Genomic DNA, 26,516 nt, shown 5'->3' with positions numbered 1-26,516 from the left:
ATGAACGGTAGATCAACCGATTTCCCCCAGCCTGACGCTGGTGGGACTCACAATAAGGCAATTAAGGATGAGTAATTTTCAAGCGCCGCTGCGCGATATCGATTTTGTTCTGTTTGAATTATTCAATTACGAATCACACTGTCAGCAATTGCCCGGTGGTGCTGACCTCAATCGTGAATTGGCCACGGCCATTTTTAATGAGAATGCCCGCTTTTGCCAGGAGGTATTAGCGCCGCTTAATGCCATTGGCGACAGCCAGGGATGCCTCTGGAGCAAGGGGCAGGTACAAACGCCGGATGGCTTCAGGGAAGCCTACCAACAGTATTGCCAGGCGGGTTGGCCCTCCATGACCCGCAATACGGAATACGGTGGCCAGGGGTTGCCGTTATCGCTGGGGGTGGTACTTAACGAGATGGTGGCATCGGCCAATGCGGCCTGGGCGATGTATCCCGGTTTATCCCAGGGTGCTATGCACACCATTGAGGTGCATGGCACGGATTATCAACGGCAGACCTTCCTACCGCGGTTGATCTCCGGTGACTGGACCGGCACCATGTGTCTCACCGAGGCCCATTGTGGCAGCGATCTGGGGTTATTACGTACTCGTGCGGAACCCCAGGCCGATGGCAGTTATCGCATTACCGGAACCAAGATTTTTATTTCCGCCGGCGATCACGACATGGCGGACAATATCATTCATATCGTGCTGGCTCGATTGCCCGATGCACCTGCTGGTACCAAGGGCATTTCGCTGTTCATCGTGCCCAAGTTTCAAGTGAATACCGATGGCACATTAGGCCAGCACAACAATGTGCATTGTGGCTCTATTGAACACAAGATGGGTATTCATGGTAATGCCACCTGTGTGCTGAATTTTGACGGTGCGACGGCTACCTTGTTGGGGGAACCCAACAAGGGTTTGAATGGCATGTTCACCTTTATGAATCTCGCGCGGCTCGGCACCGGCTCGCAGGGCTTGGCGCTGGCCGAGGCCGCCTGGCAAAAATCCCTGGCCTATGCGCGTGAACGTTTGCAGATGCGCTCACTGACCGGCCCGAAAAATCCGCAGGGTATTGCAGACCCCATTATTGTTCACCCGGATGTGCGCCGGATGCTGCTCACCCAGAAAGCCCTGATTGAAGGGGCGCGGATGCTGGCATACTTTGCGGCAATGCAAATCGATATCAGCCAACACGGGGTAGAGTCTTCTGCGCGGGAAGATGCCGAGGAAATGCTCAGCATCCTGACGCCGATTGCCAAGGCATTTATGACAGAGACCGGTTTTGAATCGACCAACCATGCACTGCAATGTTTTGGCGGCCACGGTTATATTCGCGAGTGGGGCCTGGAGCAGATCGTGCGGGATGCGCGAATTGCCAGCTTATACGAAGGTACCACGGGTATTCAGGCGTTGGATCTTCTGGGGCGGAAGGTGTTGATGACCCAGGGTCAGGCGTTGCAAGGCTTTATCAGCATGATTGATGATGTGTGTCTGTCACATGCCGATAACCGGGAACTGGCACATTTAGTCAAACCTTTGGCTGAGCTCAGGAATGAATGGCTGGAGCTGACTCAGAACATTGGCGCGCGCGCGATGCAAAACCCCGACGAGGTTGGCGCAGCGTCGGTGGATTACATAATGTATTCAGGCTATTTAACACTCGCTTATCTCTGGGCTCGGGCGGCGGCCTGTGCACAGCAGGCATTGGTAGAAAACCCCGATGAGCATGCCTTTTACCAAGCCAAATTGCACACGGCGCGTTTTTATTATGAACGGATATTGCCGCGCACTCGCACTTTGGTGCAATCCATAAAATCCGGAGCAGATAACCTGATGGGGCTGCCGGAAAGTGATTTCATTTTTTAACAGTTTGTTTTTCACATTTTTCAATTCAAGGATTATCACAGGAGTCAGTGAAGCATGTCGTTAAACTATAACCAGATCATCACCGATATTTTTGAGTCATCCTGTCGAGAGTATGCCGATAGCCCGGCTTTTACCTGCATGAAGCACACACTGACTTACCGCGAGCTTGATCGTTATTCAGCGCGCTTTGCTGCCTATCTGCAACAATTTACCTCTTTGCAGCCCGGCGACCGTATCGCCATTCAACTACCCAATATTTTGCAATACCCGGTGGCAGTGTTCGGTGCGATTCGCGCCGGTTTGATTGTCGTGAACACCAACCCGCTTTACACCGCCCACGAATTGAAGCATCAACTGAATGACTCGGGTGCAAAAGCACTGGTGGTACTCGCCAATATTGCAAAAAATGCGGCCGCGATTGTGCCGGAAACGAAAGTTGAGCAAGTGATTGTGACAGAGCTTGCCGATATGCATCCGCCGGTCAAACGGATACTGCTGAATTTCGTGGTCAAGCACATCAAGAAAATGATTCCGCCATTTTCATTTCCTTTGCAAGTGGGTTTTCGGGATGCATTAAACAAAGCACAAAAACCGTTTCAATCGGTCAAGCGCGATCCGGAAGATGTTGCTGTTTTGCAATACACCGGTGGTACCACGGGTGTTGCCAAGGGCGCGATGTTAACCCACCGCAATCTGGTGGCGAATATGGTGCAGGTTAACGAGCACATGCATAAAGTGTTTCGTAAGAATCAGGAACTCTATATTACGCCGCTGCCGCTTTACCACATTTACGCGTTTACGATTCATTGCATGTCGGCATTGTCCTTGGGCAATCACAATTTATTGATCCCCAATCCGCGCGATATCAAAGCATTTGTCAAGACTTTACAAGGTTTGCCCTTCACCTGTTTCGTTGGTTTGAACACGCTCTTTAATGCCTTGATGCGTACTCCGGATTTTGTGAAACTGGATTTTAGTCATTTGCGTTTGACCTCATCCGGTGGTATGGCGTTGACCGCCGAAACATCCAAACACTGGACCGAAGTGACGGGCAGTACGATCAGTGAGGGCTATGGCCTGACAGAAACATCACCGGTTGTTGCTATCAATCCACCTGGTGGTATTCAGCAGGGCACCGTCGGTTTACCGATGCCGGATACTGATTGCAAAGTGATTGATGAAGACGGTAATACCTTGCCTACCGGTGAGCCAGGCGAATTATGTATTCGCGGTCCGCAGGTCATGAAAGGTTACTGGCAGCGGCCTGAAGCTACCGCAGAGGTGTTGGATGCAGACGGTTGGTTCAAGAGCGGTGATATCGCCATTATTCAGAACGATGGCTATATCAAGATTGTTGATCGTAAGAAAGATATGATCAACGTATCGGGCTTCAAGGTTTTCCCCAATGAAGTGGAAGATGTGTTGGCTGGTCACCCGGATATTGTTGAAGCAGCGGTTATCGGTGTGCCGGATAACGATGGCAGCGAAACGGTTAAAGCGTTTGTAGTCACCCATAATTCATCGTTAACGATTGCTGATGTACGTGATTATGCCAAGACTAAATTAACACCATACAAAGTGCCACATCTGGTTGAGTTCCGCAGCGAGTTACCGAAAACCAATGTTGGTAAAGTTTTGCGTCGAGAGTTGAAAGACCAGGAACCCAATGCGGAAAAACAATAACAACGATCTTCTTTTACAAAGGTAAACCGCTATGTTCGGCATATTTAACGAAACCATTTTGATTCTGGTGGCGCTTGCCATTGTCATCGTCGTCAAAGGCGTAAAAAGTGTACCCCAGGGGCAAAACTGGACCGTCGAACGTTTTGGAAAATTCACACGCTTGCTTGATCCGGGTTTACATATCATCGTGCCGTTTGTCGATGCTGTTGGACGCAAGGTAACTGTGATGGAGCAGGTGCTCGATATAGAACCTCAGGAAGTGATCAGTGCTGACAACGCTATGGTCACTACCGATGCCGTTTGTTTTTATCAGATATTGGATGCTGCCAAAGCGTCCTACGAAGTTAATAACCTGGGTCATGCGATGCAAAATCTGGTGATGACCAATATCCGCGCAGTGCTCGGCTCCATGGAGCTGGATGCGATGCTTTCCAATCGCGATACCATCAACACCAGTTTATTGATGAAGGTTGATGAAGCGACCAGCCCCTGGGGTATTAAAGTGACGCGCATTGAAATCAAGGACATCACACCACCGCGCGATTTGGTAGATGCCATGGCGAACCAGATGAAAGCCGAACGGGAAAAACGTGCGCAGATTTTGCGTGCCGAAGGTGAGCGGGAGGCTGCCATTAAAGTCGCTGAGGGTGAGAAGCGTGCCCAGATTCTTAAAGCGGAAGGCTTGCGTGAATCTGCATTCCTGGAAGCTGAAGCGCGCGAACGGGAGGCGGAAGCAGAAGCCAAAGCAACCGAGATGGTGAGCGAGGCGATTGCCAAAGGCAACTCACAGGCAATTAATTATTTTGTCGCGCAGAAATATGTGGATGCGCTGGGCCAATTGGCCTCGTCACAAAACGGTAAGGTCATCCTGATGCCGTTGGAAGCTTCAAGTATTATCGGTTCCATTGGTGGAATCAGTGAGTTAATCAACTCGGCCAAACAACAATAATATCGACAGGCACGGTTATGGAATTTCTCGCATCACTTGAACCCTGGCATTGGCTCTCCCTGGGCATGCTGATTTTAATTCTTGAGATCCTCGGCGCGGGTGGTTTTTTGTTGGGAATCGGTGTGTCCGCATTAATTATTGCTGTTGTGTTGGCAATATTTCCCGGGCTCGCCTGGTTTTGGCAATTTATTTTGTTCGCGACACTTTCTATTGTTATCACGCTGGTGTACTGGAAAAAATTTCGCAAGTTCAACAATAAGACGGATCAGCCATTGTTAAACTCGCGTGCGGCTCGTTTGGTCGGCCGCAGTGTTTCGTTGCTTACGCCGATCCAAAATGGTACGGGTAAGGTGCAGATCGAGGATGCCCTCTGGACGGTTGCCTGTACGGATGACCTGCCACAAGGTACCATCGTCGATATTGTTGGCGCAGATGGAATGACGCTCCTCGTCAAACTGCATGACAAATCTCTTGTAGTTAAGCCGGAATAAATCCGGATGCGTGATTGGTTGCGGTGATGAAACGAGCATTGATTCTTTCCGGTGGTGGCGCCCGCGCTGCTTATCAAGTGGGTGTATTACAGGCTTTGGCAGATATTCTTCCTGACGACGCGCCATATCCCTTCCCGATTATTTGCGGAACCTCTGCCGGTGCTATCAATGCGGTAGCGCTGGCAAGCCATCCGGGTACTTTCAAAGAGTCCGTCGCTGGTTTGGCGGGCATGTGGCGCGATCTCAGCCTGGATCAGATTTATTTGCACGGTTGGAGCGATATATTTAAAGGTATCGGGTTGATCGCACTGTCACTGTTTAACGAAGGTGTCGGTCGCCAACGTCCTCTATCGTTGCTGGATAACTCACCGCTCTGGCATTTGCTTGGCAGCAAGATTCGCCTGGAAAATATTGATCACGAGATCGAGAAAGGTAAGTTATTGGCTGTCAGTATTTCAGCCATGGGATATTCCTCCGGGCAGACTGTCAGCTTTTTTCAGGGCCATCCTGATCTGGTTGGCTGGAACCGCTACCGCCGCGCCGGTGTCCCCACCCGTTTGCGTCTGGAACATTTGCTGGCGTCATCGGCTATTCCAACAATCTTTCCTGCCGTGCGCATCAATCGCGAATACTTTGGAGACGGCGCCTTGCGTCAACTGGCTCCGATCAGCCCCGCACTGCATCTCGGAGCTGAATCCTTGTTTGTTATCGGGGTGAGCGGTAACCGTAAATCGGTGCATTGGGGTAAGCGCAAGCCAGTGCGGCACTCACCATCGATGGCCCAAATTGTTGGCCATTTGTTTAACAGCGCGTTCATTGATGCGATGGAAGGCGATCTCGAACACCTCGAACGTCTGAATCAACTGCTGAGCCTGATTCCCGAAAGCGAACGCCAGGCGAGTGGAATGGAATTGCGGATTGTAAAAAACAAAGTTATCTCTCCCTCGCGCCCCGTAGATGCTATCGCTGGCCGTAGCGTTCGCTACTTGCCTAACAGCCTGCGTTTTTTCCTGCGTACCATCGGCGCCACAGCAAAGGGCGGCGGCGCAACGGCTGCAAGTTATTTATTGTTCGTGAAAGAGTTTATTACTGAACTGATGGAGTTGGGTTATCAGGACACGATGTGGGAAGCGGAGAGTATTAAGACGTTTTTTGATGTGGATAAATAAAAGTTTTGCTGAGAATTGAGTTGGCAGATTTTCAGTTTGTTGTAGAGGAACTTCGTAGTACGTTTGTCATTAGGCCTTTTGTTTCGAAAACGCATGAATACATCCCTGTAGCTCCTTCAAGTCATCCATGACTTGAAGGTTTCGAAACAAAAGACCTAACGCCAAACTTGCATTGTGCGAGCTTCACCTTTCTCTTTAAATCAAGCCCTACGACGGAATAAAGGCAAAGGTTGGTCTACGGACGCTTGATAATATTCAGTGAAATCATCGAGCGATTTCAAAGCGGCCTGCAGATCGGATTCTGGATTGCTAAACGCAAACGCATTAACACCACAACGGCGCAAATAGCAAAGCTGGTCGCGAATAAAATTACCCACCGCACGCAATTCGCCGGTAAACCCAAAACGCTCACGCAGCAAGCGCGCGGTAGAGAATGCGCGACCATCCATAAATGTCGGGAAATTCACCGCAACCAACGGCAATGGTTGTGCGTCTTCGCCGAGTAAATCTGCTGTCTCATCACTATCAAGCCACACGCCGATATCTGTGCGACTTTTAAGTTCTGATTTTTGCGCAAGCCATACTGACAGAGGCACGATCACTTGACCTGCGGGTACGGCAAAGTTAGCAGCATCACCTTCCGGCTTGGACAGGAGTGTCCAGGTATCTTCGACAATCACGCCGTCTTTAACTAGCTTTGGCATAAACACGCTCCTTAAAGGGAGTTGCACCGATGCGGCGGTAGGTATCGATAAACAATTCTTCTTCCGTCCGATTTTCGACGAATACGTCGACCAACTTCTGAATAACAGACGGCATATCCCCGGCGCTGAAAGACGGGCCGAGTACATCGCCGAGGGATGCGTCGTTACTGGCGCTACCGCCCAGCTGGACCTGGTAAAACTCTTCGCCTTTTTTATCGACACCGAGGATGCCGATATGACCCACATGGTGGTGGCCGCAAGCATTCATACAGCCGGAGATGTTCAGGTCAATATCGCCCAGATCGTAGACGTAATCCATATCGTCAAATTGACGTTGAATGGATTCGGCAATCGGAATGGATTTGGCATTCGCCAGAGAACAGAAATCACCGCCGGGGCAGCAAATAATATCGGTAATGGTGCCGATATTCGGCGTTGCAAAACCGGCAACTTTGGCTTTGTGCCACAGCGTGAACAAGTCGGTTTTCTTCACATCCGCCAGCACAATGTTTTGCTCGTGGGTGGTGCGCGCTTCGCTGAAGCTGAATTCATCGGCGAGATTGGCAATAATCTCCAGCTGGCTGTCGGTGACATCGCCGGGGGCAACGCCGGTAGGTTTCAGGGACAAGGTTACTGCTGCGTAACCCGGTACCCGATGGCCGCGTACGTTGCGTTGTAACCATTTGCTGAATGCCAGGTGCTCGGCAGCTAAAGCGGCAACTTCGGCCTGTGCTGCTGCGTCATCGATGGTTTCGTAAGGTGGCTCAGTAAAGAAGCTTTTGGCCCGGTCAATTTCTGCCTGGGTCAAGGTGTTACTGGTGCCTTTCAAATATGCCCATTCGGCTTCCACTTTCTCAGTGAACACTTCGGGGGTCAGTGCGCGAACCAGAATCTTGATACGGGCTTTGTATTTGTTATCGCGCCGGCCGAACAGGTTATACACCCGCAGGATGGCTTCGAGATAGGTCAACAGGTGTTCCTGCGGCAGATACTCGCGGATCACACTGCCGATGACCGGTGTGCGGCCCAGGCCGCCGCCAACATAAACTTTAAAGCCTACTTCGCCCGCATCGTTAAGCACGATCTGCAAACCGATGTCATGAACTTGTACCGCAGCGCGATCCTGTTGCGAGCCGGTTACGGCGATCTTGAATTTGCGCGGCAGGAAAGCGAACTCCGGGTGAAAGGTGGACCACTGACGAATGATCTCGCAATAAGGACGCGGATCTATAACTTCATCTTCGGCAACACCGGCAAACTGGTCTGAGGTGGTATTGCGGATGCAGTTGCCGCTGGATTGGGTGCCGTGCATCTGGACTTCTGCTAGTTCCTGCAGAATATCCGGGACTTCAGTCAGGTCAGGCCAGTTAAATTGAATATTCTGACGGGTACTGACATGGCAGTAACCTTTGTCATAGTGACGGGCAATATGGGCCAGACGGCGCAATTGGGCACTGTTCAGCATCCCATAGGGGACGTTGATCCGCAGCATCGGCGCCAAGCGCTGGACATAAAGGCCATTTTGCAGGCGCAGCGGTAAAAACTCTTCCGGTTTTATCTCGCCAGCCAGGAAGCGCTCAGTCTGGTCGCGGAATTGGGCGACACGCTGGCGCAGAATGGTGTGGTCGTACTCGTCGTAAATGTACATAGGGGCTAATACACCGTGCAACAGAGAATAGGTGGTCCGCGCAAGAGTCTGCAACCTCGGAACGCGGCTAAAAACAGGCGCGCAGCATACACTAAAACACTTTTTACAGCGAGGTATGAAGGCGCTGGCCCTGTTCAACTTGGACTCGCGCGGGGAGGCAACATAACAAGCTTTCATTGGGCTTTGAACGAATATTTAACGCTAAATACATGCGATTTCGTTATAACAAACGCATTTGGGTTGCCAATCCTGAAAGATTTATGTTAAGAATCGCGCTTAAGGTCGGATAAACGCTGTTCCGGTCACTCAGTGCGCACTCATTGTGCGTAAACCATAAAAATTCACACTGACACATCAGGAGAATAAAAATAATGAACGAACCTATTGAGCTGGAAGAACGTGGTGATAGCGTTGCTGATGCCATTGCTGCTGTTGCGTTAATCGCTATCTTTGTTGCCGCTTGCATTTTCTGGGTAAGCGGGCAATAAGCCGTAACGATTTTGTCATCATTCAGATCCCAACAAACCCCGAGCATGTCCTCGGGGTTTGTTTTTTTGGGGCTGACAATGTGAGCCAGGCGAAGCAATTATGAACACCACTAAATCGTCGCAAGCTGATTTCCACCTGCACAACAGTTTTGTGTTCTGGATTACGCGTTTATCGAGCGTCATGAAAGAGCAATTCAACCAGCAATTACAGGAACAGGATGTCACCTGGCCGCAATGGATGATCCTCAATGTGTTGCACCACCAACTGGCCAAGACCCCGGCGCAAATTGCTGACAATATCGGTGTGGATCGTTCAGCGGTAACCCGTCTCTTGGATCGTTTGGAAGCTAAATCCTTGATAGCGCGGGTTCATGATGGGCTGGATCGACGTTCCATCAAGATTCACATTACGGAAACGGGGCAAAACCTGATTGCAGAGCTTAATGATGCGGCGGTCCGCCACCAGGAAGCGTTTTTACGGGAACTGCATCCGACTGAGATGCGTGCGTTTAAGATGAATGTACAGAAGTTACTGCGTGCCGGTGGGGTGGAAACAGCCCAGGTCTGGCGGCATATGTGATTGGCCACATGGCAATTGGCTACACGTTGGCAAGGACAGTTTTCACAATGACAATCATGATCACCACAAACACAACCGTAAAAATAACACCTGCGGCAATGTAGGTATAAATATTTCCGCCGGTAAAATCCCGCTCACGATTCTTATTGCTCTGCACGCCGATAGCGGCGGCCAAGGTGCTGGATACCACCTGCCAAAAGGTCGGTTTCTTTACTGGCTTCTGTTCATCTGTCATTGGCTGGCTCATTGCTTCGCGTCGTGGGGTTAGTTCGGAGTGCTGTAAAAATGGTCGGTCAGATATTATCATGCCCGACCTACTTTGGTGCGAGTTGTATGATGTCTGATGATCTGGATGCCTTGGCAATTCTTCCCCCCTGTCATGAACAGATTATTCTGTTACATGAAGATCAGGATTTTCTGCTCATCAACAAACCGCACCGTTTGCTGAGCGTGCCGGGGCGTCATCCCTTGAATCGTGACTCCGTACTTGCGCGCCTACAACAGGATTACCCCTCCGCCAGCATCGTCCACCGCCTGGATTTTGATACTTCCGGCATCATGGTTATCCCGCTTAACAAAGCGGCGTTGTCCCATATCAGTAAACAGTTCCAGGCCCGCCATGTTGTTAAACATTACACCGCTGTAGTGACCGGTTTGATCGCGCAGGATGCCGGTAAAATTGATTTACCTATTGCAGCTGATCAGGAAAACCGTCCGCGGTATAAAATCTGTCACCAGCAAGGCAAACCTTCGGTAACGGACTATCAGGTGTTAGCGCGCGATTCAGCGACTGATACGACGCGTGTCTGGTTGCATCCTGTTACCGGTCGTTCGCATCAATTGCGGTTACATATGCAGGCAATTGGTCATTCGATATTAGGTTGTGAATTTTATGCGGAAGCTGCTGTGCAACAAAAAGCGGCGCGCTTACTGTTACATGCGACGGAGTTGGCTTTTGCGCACCCGCGCTCGGGGGAAATAGTTAAAGGGCTCAGTGCGCCGCCGTTCTAGCGAACATTAATGCACGAAATATCCCACCACGCAGGCAAGAGTTGCCGAACATCCTGCTGTGCAAAGCGGTCATCCAGCAACCATAAATAACCCGTGTCATCTTGCGTGCGAATAACGCGGCCGGCGGCCTGAACAACTTTCTGGATGCCGGGATAGAGATAAGCAAAATTGTAACCCTGTTGGAAAACCTGCTGCATTCGCTCGCGTAAATGTTCGGTGACCGGGTTAATTTGCGGTAAACCGAGCGTGGCGATAAAAACGCCTTTTAATGCATCGCCGGGCAAATCCACGCCTTCGCTGAATGCGCCTCCCAGCACAGCCAATCCCAGTAAATTCTGCTCTCGACTAAAACGATCAATAAACGCCTCGCGATCTTGCTCGCTCATGCGACGTGATTGGGTGATAAGCGTTACATCCACGTGAGATAACTGTTGTTGCAGCTCTTGCTCAACCTGTTGCAGAAATTCATAGCTGGAGAAAAACGCGAGATAATTGCCTTTCGTTTCATGCAATTGTTGCGCAATAGTCTCACAGATAGGTCCAATAGCCGCCGAACGATCCCGATAGCGGGTGGAGATATGTTGAGCGATTCGCACCTGTAACTGATGCGCCTCAAATGGCGAAGGCACTTGCAGGAAAACGGTGTCGTCCGGCAGACCCAGAAGTTGTTGATAAAAATAAGCGGGGCGTAAGGTAGCTGAGAAAAAGCAGGCACTGTGAGCATAGGCCAATCTGCTGGCCAACAAGCGCGCCGGAATCAGGTTGCGCAGTGTCAGAACTTCTTGCTTGGGTTTTGGTTGCTGCATATCGATGCAGTAATCATCATCAATCAGTTCGAGTTTTTCCAGATAATTGACGGCATTGAAAAAGAATTCCTGTACCGATGTATGTTGTACAGGATGGTCCGGGTGCTGCTGCAAGAACTCGATATAGTCGTTGGTAAAACCGGTTAATGCCAGATCGAGTTTTTCCGGTGAGCGGTCAAGCAAGGTTAATTGATCATCAACGAACGCCAGGGGCTTGATTGTCTCGCGCCAGAGACGATTGATGCGTTCCAGGGATTTTTGCAGCGTCTTGGGTGCAAGCCGCTTGGCTGCTAATAAATCGCTTCGGCTGAGTGTCGCGCTGTACATCTGGCGCGCGCGATCAACCAGATTATGACATTCATCAACTAATAAATAAGGATGCCAGTCAAACTCTTTTGTTAAACCCTGGAGCAGGGCGCTGGTATCAAAATAATAATTAAAATCGGCTACCACAATATCGACCCAACGGCTCATCTCCATACCAAGATAGTAGGGGCAAATTTCATGCGTGTGCGCCAGTTGCGTCAAGGATTGTTTGGTTAGCAGGGGTGTTGCATAAGCGGCTTGGCGGGCGAGGAATAATTTATCGTAAAAATTTCGCGCAAAAGGGCAGCTGTCTCCTGTACACCGTTTTTCAGGCTCCAGGCATATTTTTTCCTGCGCGGTCAGCTCCAGTACGCGCAAAGGTGTAGCCTCACTGTCAGTGGCAATTAATTGCAGATTTTCCAGCGCCAATTGCTTGCCCGTGGTCTTTGCGGTCAGATAAAAAATTTTATCGACGGGAGTTTTATTAAACGCTTTGATGGCTGGGAAAAGACTGGCCAGGGTCTTCCCGGTTCCGGTGGGTGCCTCCGCTAGTAGTACCCGCCCAGTGGCGGCTGCTTTATAAACGGACTCAGCCATCTGCCGCTGTGCACTGCGAAAACTACCATGTGGAAAAGGTAGCTGGTCAATCCATAGGCTCAGTTGTTGTTGGCGGACGTTGATCTGTTGTTGCCATTGCCAATAAATCTCCGCGAGAGTTGTGCTGTAATCAACCAATTCCTGATGGGTGTAATGCGCCTCAACGCGATATTCCTGTTGATCGCCCAGATTAAAATAGACTAACGCCAGATTGATTTCAGGGCATTGATGCTGAGTGCAGAACATCCAGCCGTAGAGCTTGGCTTGGGCCCAATGTAATTGACGGTGATTGTCCGGCAGTTTCTCAAATTCACCGTAGAACGTTTTTATTTCTTCCAGGCAATGCGTTTCGCTATCGTAGCCATCGGCACGACCGCGAATCAATAGTCCTTCATATTGAGTCGTCAGGCTGATTTCCTTTTGGTAGTGAGCGGGGCGGCGCAAAGCAACTTCCTGATGACCTGCGACACCTTCCTGTGCACTGGGGCCGGGTGTAAAGCGGCGATCAAGACTACCGCATTTCGCTGCAAATTCAGCTAATGCGCGCACGGCTACCGGCTTGAGTCGCGGAGACAGGTAAACATCATTGCCAGCTGACATAGCAAACCTCTGCCGGTATTTTTTGTTCGGCAAAAAAATTCAGCCAGCGCAATTGATTATCCTGAAGCCGGTCGCCGGGACCCTTGACTTCAATCAGGCGATAGTTTTTCTGATCGGGAAAAAATTGAATTAAATCGGGTAGGCCGCTGCGGTTTGCCTGTATGTCAAATAACAAACGTTGAAACATCGCCTTTAGAGGAGAGGCGGGAATACAGTGTAATGCCAACTCCACCAAGGTTTCATCCAGAAATTGCCAATGTACAAAATGATTGGTAATCCCAAACTTCTGCTCCCACACAGCTTTGATATGATGAACATGCTGGTCCCGATCAAATAATTGCCAGAGATCATTAATACCGGGCCGATTCATCAGGAAATCTTCCTGGTACATGTCCAGCGGTGCGCCTTGGAAGGGGTGGGCGAACGCGCCTGCCACGCTACGAAACATCTCCGGCCACAGCCATAAACCGAAAAGCCCATTCAGCAATAAATTTTCTGCATAAAAACAGGGCGCTTCCGGTTTATCAAAATAGGCTTGTGCTACTGCTTCCACAATGAGCGGATTACCTTGTTCATCGGTTATTCTTGGCAGGGTTAAACGCTGTTCTTTAATCGATTGCTTAATGGGTTTAACAAAGTCAGCGCGTATTTTCCTGGCCAATCGCGGTGCCATACGATGAGCCAATTGCAACTCATGTTCATTGGCGGGATGGGTAAGTATCTCATTGAGTAATTGCCAGGCCGCATCAAACTTGCCGAGTTTTTCGAGCAAACGAACTTGACGTTCACGGGCGGGTGGCAAGGTCACATCACGATACAATTGTATCGCTGTCGTCAATTCACCGTAACGCTCAAATTCATAGGCCACCTGGTTGAAGAGCCTGGCGCGCCGACGCTCCATAGCCGGGTTGGCAAATTTTTCCGGCAGCAAGGGCAAGAGTTGTTGCAGCGCATTGAGGTCATCAGCCGCATCGAACAGCTCGCGCAGCAATACCAATTGCTGGTACTGTAAGACTTCCGTTCGGTCCTGGAAAACGCGATGTTGTTTATCTATTGCGTACTGCTCGTAGCGGAAGAGCCCCAAATCCTGCAATACAAATTCGGTCAGATCCTGATAAGCGTTACCAAAAAATAATAAGCGCAAGGTATCGCTGATGTGTTGCACATCGAGGCGGTAAAGATTGTCTAGTTGATTGCGGGTCCACTGGGACCAATTGGCGGGTTCGGAATAATGCGCCGCCAATACTTCAACCAGTATTTCCTTGCGCTGGCTTTTGTACGCTTGCAACAAATTCGGAAATAAAAGCAGCAACTCCGGTTTGGTTACAATATTGACCAGTTCGGTAATGGATAACGGCGCGTTCGGACTTACCAGCCCGGATTGAATTAACTGCTCGGCTGCCAACTCGTGATCGCCGATTTCTGCATAATGCAATTTGGCTGAGCGAAACCAGCAGCCTTTTCGTCCAAGCATACGTACCAGTAAACACTGACTGTCCTGGTTTAATTGATTAAACGTTTGGATGAATGCTGATTCTTCAGCATTGAGTAAATCGCTATGTTGATCAGTTACCCAATCTATCATGAAGCGAAAGTTGTGCAGGTAATAATGCGGGGGAAGAGGTTCAGTCATGCGCGTTATTTTACGGACAGATAGGGCTTTGTAAAATGGGGCAGGTGCAAATATTCCATTGAGCACCTGCGGGCTTGCCTGCCTGTGGGGTTTTTGATGTGGAACAATGGCTTTGGAATATGCCACATTCGCGCTTATCAGCTATAGTTAATGGCACGATTCACGATATAACAGGTTGATTCCATGACCCAAAACACCGATGTGGGTATCCCGGTGGATGGTAAAAAGGCAAGGATTCTGATTGCCGATGATTCCAAGATAGTCCGGGTAACCGCCAGCAAGATCCTCGCCACCCAATTTGATGTTGTACTCGCTGAAGACGGGGAGGAGGCGTGGGAAAAGATTTGTCAGGACACCTCCATCCAGGTCGTCTTTACTGATCTAGGCATGCCCAGGCTGGATGGTTATGGCTTGATTCAGCGCATCCGGCAAGCAGAGGATGAGGGTATTCGCAACCAGCCGGTAATTGTGATTACCGGTGCCGCGGAAGAGGAGGGCGTTCGCCGAAAAGTCTTTGAGCTGGGCGCCACCGACTTTATTACCAAACCCTTCAAGTCCACCGAGATTCTGGCTCGGGCGGAAGCCCATGCCAGCTACCGGCGCGACAAGGAAAGTTTGCAGAAGAGTGCAGATGTTGATCTATTGACCGGCACGCTGAACCGCAACGGTTTGAACAAGCAGTTGGACAAAGATGTGTCTTTTGTTAATCGCCACGCTGAGAACATGGCGGTCATTTTATTTGAATTGGATAATTTTAAAGCCATCTATAAAAAAATTGGCGAGCAGGCGGCTAATCGGATCATCAAACAAGCGTCCACAATTCTGCAAAATGCCATCCGTAAAGAAGACAGTGTTGGCCGGTACAGTGTCGAGAAATTTCTGATTGTGTTACCCATGGCCAAAGCTGAAGGCGTTATTGTGTTGGCCAAGCGTCTATGTGAACGAATCAGTTCATTCAAGATGACTGTGGCGGGTGAACCCTTTGCGATTTCTATGTCCGCCGGTATTGCCACGGCGCGCAAGGGAAATACCTTCACCGCGAAAGGGTTATTGCACTCGGCGGAGCAGGCTCTGATTAATGCAAAAGCGGTGGGGCCTGGTGAAGTTCAGATCCTGAAGCTGGAGATCGGTAACGAAGAAGAAACGCCTATTCTGGTCTCTGTTGATGGCTTGCTGGATGCTATCAATAAAGGCAAAACAGACATCTCCACCGTTGAATTGGATGCTGTTGTTGAACGCCTCAAACCCTTGATAGCGCTCATGAATGAAACACAACGCCAGCAGCTCTTGTAGGTCGGATTAGCCTGGCGTAATCCGACGTATAGACAGAATCACAACCAACCCTTCTGCCGCGCAATGCGCGCGGCATCAACCCGATTAGCCGCGTTGAGTTTGGCAATCGCTTCCGACAAATAATTTCTCACTGTGCCTTCAGACAAACATAATGTGGCCGCGATGTCGGCGGTACTTTTTCCTTCAGCGGCCAAGCGCAGCGCACGCCGCTCTTTATCATTTAACGGGTCCACTTCGCCCAGTGCCATCATCGCCAGTTCACCATCAATCACGCGTTTGCCTTCCATTACGCGATAGATGGCCTGAATCAGCTCAGCGGAGGGCGCATCTTTTAATAAAAAACCGGATACCCCCATGTCAATTGCACGGCGAATATAACCGGCGCGACCGAAGGTGGTGATAATAATAATTTTGGTTTTGGTGTGCTGCTGTTGCAGCCATTGTGCCAATTCGAGTCCGGATCGTCCCGGCATCTCAATATCGCTCAGCAGGACGTCAAATGTTTGCTGGCGTAATAGTTGCAGCGCTTGATCACCGCTTTCAGCCTGGGTGATATGAAAGCCTGCTTCCATGCCCAGGAGGGCGGCGAGAGCGCCGCGCACCATGGCCTGATCTTCGGCGAGTAAGATGTTCATGCTTTATTATCTGCGTGGGATAGGGTTTCTGATGGCAAGGTAATAGTGAAACAACTGCGTTCTTGCAAGTCAATTGTCAAGGTGCCGGCCAAAGCATGCAGACGCTCACGAATACCACTCAATCCATTCCCTTCAGCAAGCGAATCAATTTTTCCATTGTCACACAGTGTTACCGTCACATGCTCCTGAGTGCGAGCGAAATTCAACGTACATTGACGACCTTGGCTGTGGCGCAGCACATTGGTTGCCAACTCTTTCAACGCGAGGATTAAAGCAACTTCAGCACGCGCATTTAACTGTGGCAGCTCGCCTCCTAGCTCAACAATAAAATTATTTTCCCGTAATTGCTCACACAGCGCCATGACTTCGCCAGCCAAGCCGCGATGTTTGTATCCTGATACGGTTTGGCGAACCAGGCTTAAGGTATCACGGGCAATTTTATTGAGCTCTTCCAGGTGTTGTTCACCCTCAGCATATTTTTCTTGTTTGAGTAATTTTCCGGCAAGCTCAGCTTTGAGCGCAATACTGGAAAGTGTATGACCCAACAGATCGTGCAAATCCCGGGCAATACGTTCACGTTCAGCAATCATGGCTAACTGGCGGATTTCCAGGTGACTTTGGTGTTCTTTGATTCTAGTGCGTTGGCGAAATTGTTCAATAGCGCCAACAAAGCCCACAGCAATGGAGCCGGATAGCGCCGGAAATGCGAAATAGGGAATGGGATACTGATGGTAAAGTTGTAAGCCCAAAATAATGAGTCCTATTGCGATGGACCAGAGGATGAATTGACGTATCGGAAAATATAACCCAACAAAAAAGCTGGCGTAGGTTAATAGCGTACTTGAGCCAGGCGTTACAGGCGTAATTATCACGGCCAGCAATAATAATAACGCTATAGGAATCCAAACTCGATTTGTTCGAATGCTGGAGATAATGATACACAAAACAATAAACACTACGTAAGCGCCCATCATTATTGAATGCTTAAACCAGTCGAAGGGCGTATAGAAAACAGGGATAAAGTAATAGAGGCTAAAGATCCACCAGATCCATTTATGTCGTTGAAATTCAATGTTGTGATACAGCTTGAGGTCATGTGTCGGGGAATTGGAAGTGTCCATTGCCTTGGCCTTTTTGAGCGCTGGGAGTTGGTGGCTTTATATTGCAAGTAAGTGTGTGATTCTATTGTGTCCGAGCGTTGGGTTCGGGGCAACGATAGTCGTCATCAAAGTCGCATGACAATTGTCACTTGTTTGGTAACTGGAAGGGGCGCTGATTACGCGGGTGGGCTTAAAAAGAGCCGCTACAGCCTGGGGCTGCTATGACTGTAGCGACTATAAGAGGACGTGAAGTAAAGAGGATGTAACGTAAACATTAAAACAGTGGAGCAACTTCCGGCAGGTTAATTAATACACCGACGAAACCTGTGCCGCAGGCTCAGTCACCTGCCAGCCACCTCCCAGCGCTTTGTAAACGGCAATCAGGTTGAGTAACAATTGGGTTTCGCTTTGTGCAAGCTGCGCGTTGATATCCAATTGTGAGCGTTGCGCATCCAGCACACTGAGGAAATCGCTGCTGCCGATTTCAAAACGTTGCCTGGCAAAACGGGCGGCGCGCGTACTGGCTTGGGCGGCTTCCTGCAAACGCAAACGCCGATCTTCCTCGCGGCTGAAATTTTGCAAGGCATTGTCTGTTTCTTCCAATGCCCGCAAGACACTTTGTTCGAATTCAGCCAGCCGTGCCTGGGTGCGTGCGTCTGCCGCATCGATCTGTGCCTGCACGCGGCCCAGATTAAATGCAGCCCAGCGAATTGAAGGTGCAAAGCTGAATGTCTCCGTCGGCTCTTCTCCAAGGCGTGACCAATCACTGGAGAGGTAACCAATGTTGCCGTTCAAGGTAATGCGTGGGTATAAATCGGCAACGCGCACGTTATATTCCGCCACGGCACCACTCAACGCCTGTTCGGCACGCTGAATATCCGGGCGGCGTTTTAACAGCTCCACCGGATTACCCACCGCCAATGCTGCCGGTAATGAGGGCAGGGATTGCGGTTGCGCGAGTTGTTCCTTCAATTCTGCCGAGGGCTGGTTGGTCAGCACGCCGAGACGGTTCAAGGCGATATTGATCTGTGCTTGCAAACCGGGAATGCTTGAGCGGGTTAATTCGAGTTGCGCCTGCGCACGGGAAACATCCAATTGATCGGCACGACCTACCTCGGCAAAACGTTGCGTGAGTTGAAACGTTTCACCTTGATTGCGCGTATTGTCTTCAGCCACCGCCAACAGATATTGATTGCCGCGCAAGGTGATGTAAGCATTGGCAACTTCTGCTGCAACACTGACTTGTGCGGCATGCAGGTCGGCTTGCCGCGCACGCAGTTGTGCGCGACTCAACTTCACCTGGTTGTTGATACGGCCAAATAAATCCAACTCCCAGCTCGCATCGAAACCGGCCTGATAGGTTTCATTAATCCGTTGGCCACCAGCGGGCACCAGCTCACTACTCAGTTTTTGTCGTGTGCTGTTAACTTCTGCTTCTACGGTGGGAAACCAATCGAAGCGGCTGTTGCGCAACAGTGCGCGCGACTCTTCCAATGACGCCTGTGCAATACGGATGTTGTGATTGTGCGCGAGGGAGTTGCCAATTAATTGATTCAATTCGACATCATGTAATTGAGCCCACCAATCTGCCACGGGTTGTTCATGATTAAAACGACCTTCAAGCGAGAATGTTTCAGCCGTTTCCGGCAAACGTGCAGCGGCTGATGCGTCTTCAACACTTTTGTAGCTACTGCAAGCGCTGATCAACAGCGGCAGGGCAAGCAGCCCTGCGCTTACTATTTTTCTGGACAAAATCATGCGTGAATCTCCTTCTTGGGTGCAGCGGGCAGCTGCGCAGGGTCAAGATCCTTGTCTTCAATCAGATAGCTGCGGTTGCCTTCCAGGCGGCGCAGTAACACATAAAAGATGGGGGTAAAGAACAGACCGAAGAAGGTCACACCCAACATGCCGGAGAAAACCGCAATACCCATCACGTTACGCATTTCCGCACCGGCTCCGGAGGAGAACACCATGGGCAATACACCCATAATGAAGGCGAAGGATGTCATCAGGATGGGGCGCAGACGCATCCGGCTGGCAGTAATAGCCGCCTGATAGGTTTCCATGCCGCGCTGTTCCAACTCCCGTGCAAATTCCACAATCAGGATGGCGTTTTTACTGGCGAGCCCTGCCAACACAAACAAACTGATTTGCGTGAAGATATTGTTGTCACCATTGGTTACCCATACACCGAACAGCGCGGCGAGAATAGATAGCGGTACAATTGAAATCACCACCAGTGGCAAGGCCAGGCTTTCATACTGCGCTGCCAGCACCAGGAACACCAACAGCAAACACAGCGGGAAAATAATGAAGGCAGTGTTACCGGACAAGACCTGTTGATACGTCAGATCAGTCCATTCAAACACCATACCCGGCGGCAGTGTCTCGGCGAGGATCTTGCTGATCGCATCCTGTGCCTGACCGCTGGAATAACCTGGCGCAGCGTTGCCATTCAAGTCGGCGGCGAGGTAACCGTTATAGTGCGTCGCGCTTTCGGGGCCGTAACTTTCTTCCATGCTTAACACCGAGCCCAGCGGCACCATATCGCCATTAACATTACGTACTTTCAGGTTCAATGCATCGCTGGCGGTGTTACGAAATTCCGCATCAGCTTGCGCAATGACTTGATAGGTGCGACCGAATTGATTGAAGTCATTCACGTACAGAGAACCCAGGTAAACCTGCATGGTGTCGAACACATCCTTGACGTTCAGGCCTAGCTGTTTGGCTTTGGTGCGATCTACATCGGCAAAGAGTTGTGGCACATTGATTTTGTAGTTGGAATACACACCAGTCAGCTCCGGTGTTTGCCAGGCTTTTTGTTGCACCTGGGCAACCACCTCCGCCAATTTTTCGTAGCCTAAACCGGCACGGTCTTCGATTTGCAATTTAAAGCCGCCAGTGGTTCCCAAACCACGTACAGGTGGTGGAGGGAAGATGGCGATAAACGCTTCTTCAATACCGGCGTATTTCATTTGCAATTTCTGCGCAATGGCGCTGGCAGAAAGCTCGTCGCCGGTACGTTGATCAAACGCATCGAGGGTTAAAAACACAATGCCGGCGCTGGAGCTGTTGGTAAAGCCGTTAATGCTCAAACCGGGAAACTGTACGGCCGCTTCCACCCCATCTTCTGCCAGACCGATTTCACCCATTTCGCGAATAACCGCTTGGGTGCGATCCAGGGTGGCGCCATCGGGCAGTTGTGCGAAACCGATCAGGTATTGCTTATCCTGGGGCGGCACAAAACCTTTGGGAATAGTGTTAAAACCGATACCGATAATGCCTAATAGAATGACGTACACACCAACGGTCAAACCTTTGCGGCCCAGTAATTTTCCTATGCTGGTGGAATAACTGCCCGAGCTGCGGGTGAAGCTACGGTTAAACCAGCCAAAGAAGCGGCCAAAGACTTTGTCCATAATGCGTGTCAATCGATCTTTCGGTGCATCGTGACTTTTTAACAACAGAGCAGCCAACGCCGGGCTGAGTGTCAGCGAGTTAATGGCGGAAATGACCGTAGAGATTGCGATGGTCAAGGCAAACTGTTTGTAGAATTGACCGGTTAAACCGCTCACAAAAGCGATGGGTACAAATACCGCTACCAATGTCAACGAAATCGCAATAATCGGCCCGCTGACTTCTTGCATGGCTTTGTAGGTTGCAGCAAGCGGTGATAAACCTTCTTCGATATTTCGTTCAACGTTTTCCACCACCACAATCGCATCATCCACCACGATACCGATAGCCAATACCAGACCGAATAACGACAAGGTGTTGATCGAGAAACCGAATGCCCACATCAACGCAAAGGTACCGACAATCGACACCGGCACAGCAAGCAATGGAATAATCGACGCGCGCCAGGTTTGCAGAAAGACCACGACCACAATCACCACCAATGCCAGCGCTTCAAGCAAGGTTTTGATCACGGATTTAATCGAATCTTTTACAAAGATAGTTGGGTCATACACCACTTCATAATCCACCCCGGCGGGGAAGCGCTCCTTCAGATCGGCCATGGTGGAACGCACCGCATCAGAAATCTGAATGGCGTTAGCGCCGGGTGACTGAAAGATCGGGATAGCAACGGCGGGTTGATTATCCAGCATGGAATTTAAAGCAAATTCTGCCGGGCCAAGCTCAACCCGGGCGACATCTTTCAGACGGGTAATCTCGCCATTGGCGCCGGCGCGGATGACGATATCGCCAAATTCTTCCGGTGTTTCCAAGCGTCCTTTGGCATTCACCGGCAATTGCACTTCAATCGCGCTGCTGATAGGTGCACCGCCGATAATCCCGGCGGCTACCTGCACGTTTTGTTCGCGAATCGCATTGGTGACATCGTTGGCAGTGAGGTTGCGTTCGGCAATTTTTTCCGGATTCAGCCAAATGCGCATCGCATAGTCGCCTGAACCAAATAAGCGCACCATACCCACACCGGTGACCTTGGCTAATTCATCCTTGATATTCATGACGGCGTAGTTACGCAGATATAACTCGTCGTAGCTTTTGTCCGGCGAAATTAAATGCACCACCATGGTTAAATCCGGTGAGCTTTTAACAACGGTCACCCCGGTTTGACGCGTAACATCCGGCAAACGTGGCAAAGCCTGTGATACGCGGTTTTGTACCATCTGCTGTGCAAGGTCAGGGTCAGTGCCAATCTTGAAGGTAACCGTCAAGGTCATCCGTCCATCGGTGGTTGCCTGGGAAAACATATAAATCATGTTCTCCACACCGCTTAGTTGTTCTTCCAGCGGACGCGCAACCGTTTCAGCGATTACCTTCGGGTTAGCGCCCGGGTAAGAAGCATTGACTACCACCGAAGGTGGAGAAACTTCGGGATACTCCGAGATAGGCAGTTGAAACATGGCGAGCAACCCTGCGATAAAAATCAACAGGGAGATGACGCCAGCAAAGATGGGTCGATCAACAAAAAATCGGGAAATATTCATAGCATTCCTGCTCGTTGTGTTGCTGGCGTGCAGCGAGGAAAAATAAAGTAAGGATTAGTGAACCGCGACCTGATTCAGGGTCGATACATGAACCGGAGTCACCACCGCGCTGGGTCGCAGGTGCGACAAACTGTTTACTGCGATGCGCTCGCCCGCATTAACACCTTTCAGTACAACGCGGTGAGATTGATAGTGATCACCCAACACCACCTCGCGATAATTCACGGTGTTGTTTTGATCGATGACGTAGACGAATTTTTTGCTTTGATTGGTACCGATAGCGCGCTCAGGAATCAACAAGGCTTCATTGGTCTGCGCAGAGCCCAGGCGCACATTGGCATACATCCCCGGGGTTAACGCACCGTCGGTATTCTCAAAAATAGCGCGCGCGCGAATCGTGCCGCTGGACGTATCCAGACGATTGTCAAAGGCGTGGATGTGGCCTTGGTAGGTCACGCTGTCATCCACAGCGAGGGTCAACTCAACTGGCATTTCCTGCGGGTGTTTGCTGGTGCGGACAGACTGTATATAGGTCTGTTCATTCACGTTGAACTCTGCATACAACTGGTCATCCGCAACAATCGCTGTCAACACCGGGGCGTTTGCACCCGCTTCAACCACGTTGCCGACCGTTAATTCGGCCCGCCCGACACGGCCATTGATTGGGGCTGTGATGTGAGCGTATTCAAGGTTCAATTTTGCCTGGCTAAGGGCGCTTTCTGCTTCCAGCACGGCTGCTTGTGCGACCTGGCTGTCGCTGACGGCCGCATCAAACACACTTTGGGAAACCAGCTTGGAGGCAACCAACTGTTGTGCGCGTTTTAACTCATCATCCGCCAGTTTCGCCCTTGAGCGTGCGGTGGCCAGCTGGGCCTCGGCACGCTTTAGCGTGGCCTGATGGGGGCGAGGGTCAATAACAAACAGGGGATCGCCTTTCTTCACCAGTTGGCCTTCCTTAAATAACACCTGGTGAATCGTGCCGCTTACTAAAGGCTTGATGGCTGCACTTTCTACGGCAGTCAGGCGACCGGAAAAATGATCCCAGGCGCGAATTTCCAGCGGTTCGAGGGTGGTGACTTCAACGCTGGGGGCCGGTGGCGGCGCTACTGCTTCATCATCGGCGTTGGCGCTGCCGATAAAGTAAGCCCCGGCTGCGGCAGCCAGAAAGGCAGCCAGTAATAATTTGTATGCATGTTGTGGAACAAAGGTCGCGAGAGCTGAGCCCATGGTGAAACTCCTGTTCAGAGATAAAAGATTGGATGCGATTGGTACTGTCAGGCATCGGAATCTGGTCTCCAATGCGATGTTGGGCAGATAATACATACCGGTCGGTATGTTCGTCAATCGCTAATGTAGAATTTTTTGCAGGGCAGCTTTTTGGGTCGCGTGCCCAAAGTAGGGAACCTTTTTGGGGCTTCAGGGTGTCTATACTGACAAGTTATTGCCAATCGGCCAGTTAAACGGTAGTTTGGTGTCCATTAATTGGCCGGTTACCATCATAACAAGTTTGCATTCGTACCGGTCGGTATTTACACTGTGTGAAGTTTGTACACCCTTGGCCCAAAGAGAGAAGCTGACATGTCCACTCAAGATACCCGCACCCGTTTGCTGGAAACCGCGCTGGAATTGATTTGGCAGAGCAATTACAACTCGGTAGGTGTAAATGAAATTTGCAAGCAGGCGGGGGTGACCAAGGGCGGCTTCTATCACCACTTTGAATCCAAGGCGAGTCTCTTCTGTGAGGCGAGTGAATACTATTGGAATTCGGTGAAGCGGGATCTGGATGCGCTGCTCTCGCCGGTTAACACGCCACTTGAGCAGTTGGAGAACCTGATTAACTTTATCTTCATCACCAAATTTGGGCATGATGCGGACAATATTCCGGGATGTCCTTTCTTCAGTGCTGGCGCGCAAACAGGTTGTGGCGAAGAGGCGGTGAATGAGAGTTTACTGAATATGTCCAAAAATGGCGTTAAATATAACCTTGCTCTCGTGCGCTCACTTTATGCAGCGGGCTATCTTGACGGCGAAGTGGAGGCCGAGCGGGTAGCGCGTCTGATGAACCAATATATTCAAGGTGCGGTCAGTTTTGCCCGGGTTAACCGGTGTATGGAGACCATCAAGCGGGATGTACCGGAAGGTTTGTACCGAATCCTTGGATTAAAACGTGAATATTGGTTCAAGACAGCCTCAACCTGGCCGGTTGTCTGTGAAAAGACGACTGCCAAAGCGTAAGTAGCTCTACTTAAGTAACTCAACAGCATCACCTCTTGTCTCCAGGAAGCGGGTTTTTCGGCTTCTTTCTGCTTTTTTCTTTTCTTATCGCTACAAATTCATAACCGGGTGCTAAAATCGCGCCCCGGTCGGCGTTTACTTGAACGCATAAGATAAATTTTCTACGAGTGATTTTTATATTTTGGGGAAGTTCATGGAACGTCTTATTGAAAAATTGATTTATCGTTCGCGTTGGGTTCTTGCTCCGATTTATCTGGGGTTGAGTCTTGCCGTTGTTGCGCTGACGGTGAAGTTTTTTCAGGAATTGTCACATTTGCTGCTTGATATCTGGGTTCTTAAAGAAGCAGAAATGATTCTCATCGTGCTGTCCCTAGTGGACATCTCAATGGTGGGCGGGCTGTTGATCATGGTGATGATGAGCGGTTATGAAAATTTTGTATCGCGTTTGGATGTCGACGAAGGCGAGGAAAAGTTAGGTTGGCTTGGCACAATGGATTCTTCGTCTCTGAAAGCCAAGATTGCCGCCAGCATTGTTGCGATTTCTTCTATTCATTTGCTCAAGATGTTTATGGAGGTTCAGAATATCGATAATACCAAGCTAATGTGGTATGTCATTATCCATATGACATTCGTTGTGTCGGCTTTCCTGATGGGCTATTTGGATACAAAAGTAAAAAAGTAACGCGATCATCGCACCATATCGATCATTTTTTGCAGGAGAATAATAGCTAATGAAAATCCTGAATCGCTTTCTGATTTTTATTGTCAGCGTCAACTTGCTTATTGCATGTGGCATAGCAAATCATCAAGAAAAATCTGTGTCCTCGGAGCAGCTCCTACGTTTGCCCTACACCAGTCAGGCCGACAATAAAGCGCGCGAATATTTCGTTTATCTGCCGCGCGGTTACGAAAATCAACCAACAAAACAGTGGCCTGTCTTACTTTTTCTGCACGGCAATGGCGAGCGCGGCAACGGTTTGGATGAGCTGGACTATGTATTGATTCATGGTCCATTGTACGAAGCTTGGGTTCAGAAAAAAGATTTGCCATTTATCATCATTGCACCGCAGTTGCACATGTTCGGAATGGGTGAGGTGGATTACATTGCGAAACGCACGCGCGCACAAATTCCGGTGCGCCTCCCGGATGGGGTACCGCCACGCGGTAATTTTATCCCAGTGACGGGTGTGATGACAGCCGGTGACGAGATCACCGACATGAGCGATACGCCGGCGCTTTTACCGGATGGTTGGGACAGGGTCGAGCAGGATTTGTTGGGTATGCTGGATCGGGTTCACGCGGATTATCGTACCGACCAACAGCGGGTTTATTTATCCGGTCTGAGTTATGGCGGGTTCGGCACCTGGTATATGGCCAGCAAACATCCGGAGAAATTTGCTGCTATTGCGCCGGTTGTTGGTTGGGGGCATCCTGATTTAATGCCGCCGATTGCGGCAGCGAAATTACCGGTGTGGCTGTTCGCCGGCGGACGCGATACGGCAGTGCGCAAACCTTTCTTTTACGCAGGCATTAATAAACTGGAACAGCTCAGCGATGCTGAAGTCCGTTTCACTGTCCATGAAGACATGCCTCACGATGCCTGGCGACGCATTTACGCGGGTGATGATCTATACAGCTGGCTGCTAAGCCACTCACTCCCCCGCTGATAACCCCTCTCCCGATCCGCTCCGACGGGTCGGGAATCTTGCCTTCCAGACTTCTAACCCCTGTCCCTTATTATTTCCTATACCCCTTTACATCCA

The 26,516-nt window shown here is 50.2% G+C and carries 21 protein-coding genes; 11 read left to right on the top strand and 10 right to left on the bottom strand.

What is annotated here, in order from left to right; translation table 11 throughout:
- Positions 1-67 precede the first annotated feature (67 nt).
- The 5 genes from CBR65_RS06830 to CBR65_RS06810 are packed head-to-tail and all read left to right on the top strand — an operon-like array spanning position 68 to position 6,159.
- Complete coding sequence (locus tag CBR65_RS06830) at positions 68-1,867, top strand: acyl-CoA dehydrogenase C-terminal domain-containing protein (protein WP_087466166.1); 1,800 nt, start codon at positions 68-70, stop codon at positions 1,865-1,867.
- Positions 1,868-1,921: 54 nt separating this feature from the next.
- On the top strand, positions 1,922-3,550 hold the full coding sequence (locus tag CBR65_RS06825; protein WP_087466165.1) for an AMP-binding protein: 1,629 nt from the start codon (positions 1,922-1,924) through the stop codon (positions 3,548-3,550).
- A gap of 31 nt (positions 3,551-3,581) precedes the next feature.
- Positions 3,582-4,499 carry an SPFH domain-containing protein gene (locus CBR65_RS06820; protein ID WP_198300890.1) on the top strand — a complete coding sequence of 306 codons (918 nt, stop codon included), beginning with the start codon at positions 3,582-3,584 and terminating at the stop codon, positions 4,497-4,499.
- Positions 4,500-4,516: 17 nt separating this feature from the next.
- Entirely contained in the window at positions 4,517-4,990 is a 474-nt protein-coding gene (locus CBR65_RS06815; protein ID WP_087466164.1) for an NfeD family protein, read from the top strand.
- 26 nt (positions 4,991-5,016) lie between these two features.
- Entirely contained in the window at positions 5,017-6,159 is a 1,143-nt protein-coding gene (locus CBR65_RS06810; RefSeq protein ID WP_198300889.1) for a patatin-like phospholipase family protein, read from the top strand.
- 200 nt (positions 6,160-6,359) lie between these two features.
- Here the strand turns inward: CBR65_RS06810 and CBR65_RS06805 are convergent, their stop codons facing one another.
- Entirely contained in the window at positions 6,360-6,863 is a 504-nt protein-coding gene (locus CBR65_RS06805) for a DUF934 domain-containing protein (RefSeq protein ID WP_087466163.1), read from the bottom strand.
- Entirely contained in the window at positions 6,847-8,511 is a 1,665-nt protein-coding gene (locus CBR65_RS06800; protein WP_087466162.1) for a nitrite/sulfite reductase, read from the bottom strand. The genes CBR65_RS06805 and CBR65_RS06800 overlap by 17 nt, the downstream gene beginning before the upstream one ends.
- A gap of 588 nt (positions 8,512-9,099) precedes the next feature.
- On the opposite strand from CBR65_RS06800, the gene CBR65_RS06795 reads away from it, so the two are divergent.
- Positions 9,100-9,579, top strand: coding sequence for a MarR family winged helix-turn-helix transcriptional regulator (locus tag CBR65_RS06795; protein ID WP_087466161.1), 480 nt, complete (start codon positions 9,100-9,102; stop codon positions 9,577-9,579).
- Between the two features lie 19 nt (positions 9,580-9,598).
- On the opposite strand, the gene CBR65_RS06790 is transcribed toward CBR65_RS06795, so the two are convergent.
- Positions 9,599-9,814 carry a DUF2970 domain-containing protein gene (locus CBR65_RS06790; protein ID WP_087466160.1) on the bottom strand — a complete coding sequence of 72 codons (216 nt, stop codon included), beginning with the start codon at positions 9,812-9,814 and terminating at the stop codon, positions 9,599-9,601.
- Positions 9,815-9,912: 98 nt separating this feature from the next.
- Between CBR65_RS06790 and CBR65_RS06785 the strand changes: the two genes are divergently transcribed.
- Positions 9,913-10,590 (top strand): pseudouridine synthase, encoded by a 678-nt coding sequence (locus tag CBR65_RS06785; RefSeq protein WP_369825651.1) that lies wholly within the window; start codon positions 9,913-9,915, stop codon positions 10,588-10,590.
- Here the strand turns inward: CBR65_RS06785 and CBR65_RS06780 are convergent.
- Both CBR65_RS06780 and CBR65_RS06775 read right to left on the bottom strand, forming a co-directional pair.
- The gene (locus CBR65_RS06780; protein ID WP_087466159.1) at positions 10,587-12,899 is read right to left on the bottom strand and encodes an ATP-dependent DNA helicase; all 2,313 of its coding nucleotides are present in this window, start codon (positions 12,897-12,899) and stop codon (positions 10,587-10,589) included. The genes CBR65_RS06785 and CBR65_RS06780 overlap by 4 nt on opposite strands.
- Positions 12,883-14,532 (bottom strand): VRR-NUC domain-containing protein, encoded by a 1,650-nt coding sequence (locus tag CBR65_RS06775; protein ID WP_157671996.1) that lies wholly within the window; start codon positions 14,530-14,532, stop codon positions 12,883-12,885. The genes CBR65_RS06780 and CBR65_RS06775 overlap by 17 nt, the downstream gene beginning before the upstream one ends.
- 183 nt (positions 14,533-14,715) lie before the next feature.
- Here CBR65_RS06775 and CBR65_RS06770 point away from each other — a divergent pair, with 183 nt between their 5' ends.
- Positions 14,716-15,825, top strand: a complete 1,110-nt coding sequence (locus CBR65_RS06770) for a diguanylate cyclase (protein ID WP_087466157.1) — start codon at positions 14,716-14,718, stop codon at positions 15,823-15,825.
- 38 nt (positions 15,826-15,863) lie between these two features.
- On the opposite strand, the gene CBR65_RS06765 is transcribed toward CBR65_RS06770, so the two are convergent.
- From CBR65_RS06765 to CBR65_RS06745, 5 genes are all read right to left on the bottom strand, one after another.
- Entirely contained in the window at positions 15,864-16,460 is a 597-nt protein-coding gene (locus CBR65_RS06765) for a DNA-binding response regulator (protein WP_087466156.1), read from the bottom strand.
- The gene (locus CBR65_RS06760) at positions 16,457-17,581 is read right to left on the bottom strand and encodes a sensor histidine kinase (protein ID WP_087466155.1); all 1,125 of its coding nucleotides are present in this window, start codon (positions 17,579-17,581) and stop codon (positions 16,457-16,459) included. The genes CBR65_RS06765 and CBR65_RS06760 overlap by 4 nt, the downstream gene beginning before the upstream one ends.
- A 285-nt stretch (positions 17,582-17,866) precedes the next feature.
- Positions 17,867-19,318 carry an efflux transporter outer membrane subunit gene (locus tag CBR65_RS06755; RefSeq protein WP_087466154.1) on the bottom strand — a complete coding sequence of 484 codons (1,452 nt, stop codon included), beginning with the start codon at positions 19,316-19,318 and terminating at the stop codon, positions 17,867-17,869.
- Positions 19,315-22,518, bottom strand: a complete 3,204-nt coding sequence (locus CBR65_RS06750) for an efflux RND transporter permease subunit (RefSeq protein ID WP_087466153.1) — start codon at positions 22,516-22,518, stop codon at positions 19,315-19,317. The genes CBR65_RS06755 and CBR65_RS06750 overlap by 4 nt, the downstream gene beginning before the upstream one ends.
- Before the next feature lie 54 nt (positions 22,519-22,572).
- Complete coding sequence (locus CBR65_RS06745; RefSeq protein WP_087466152.1) at positions 22,573-23,745, bottom strand: efflux RND transporter periplasmic adaptor subunit; 1,173 nt, start codon at positions 23,743-23,745, stop codon at positions 22,573-22,575.
- A gap of 351 nt (positions 23,746-24,096) precedes the next feature.
- On the opposite strand from CBR65_RS06745, the gene CBR65_RS06740 reads away from it, so the two are divergent.
- From CBR65_RS06740 to CBR65_RS06730, 3 genes are all read left to right on the top strand, one after another.
- A complete protein-coding gene (locus CBR65_RS06740; protein WP_087466151.1) occupies positions 24,097-24,753 on the top strand; it encodes a TetR/AcrR family transcriptional regulator in 657 nt (218 codons plus the stop codon).
- A gap of 193 nt (positions 24,754-24,946) precedes the next feature.
- Entirely contained in the window at positions 24,947-25,435 is a 489-nt protein-coding gene (locus tag CBR65_RS06735) for a TIGR00645 family protein (protein ID WP_087466150.1), read from the top strand.
- Between the two features lie 49 nt (positions 25,436-25,484).
- The gene (locus CBR65_RS06730) at positions 25,485-26,420 is read left to right on the top strand and encodes an alpha/beta fold hydrolase (protein ID WP_157671995.1); all 936 of its coding nucleotides are present in this window, start codon (positions 25,485-25,487) and stop codon (positions 26,418-26,420) included.
- Positions 26,421-26,516: the final 96 nt, after the last annotated feature.

The organism is Cellvibrio sp. PSBB006 (assembly GCF_002162135.1).
Taxonomy (GTDB): domain Bacteria; phylum Pseudomonadota; class Gammaproteobacteria; order Pseudomonadales; family Cellvibrionaceae; genus Cellvibrio.
Note: the sequence above shows the minus strand (reverse complement) of the source record. Positions and strands in the feature narration are given on the sequence as shown.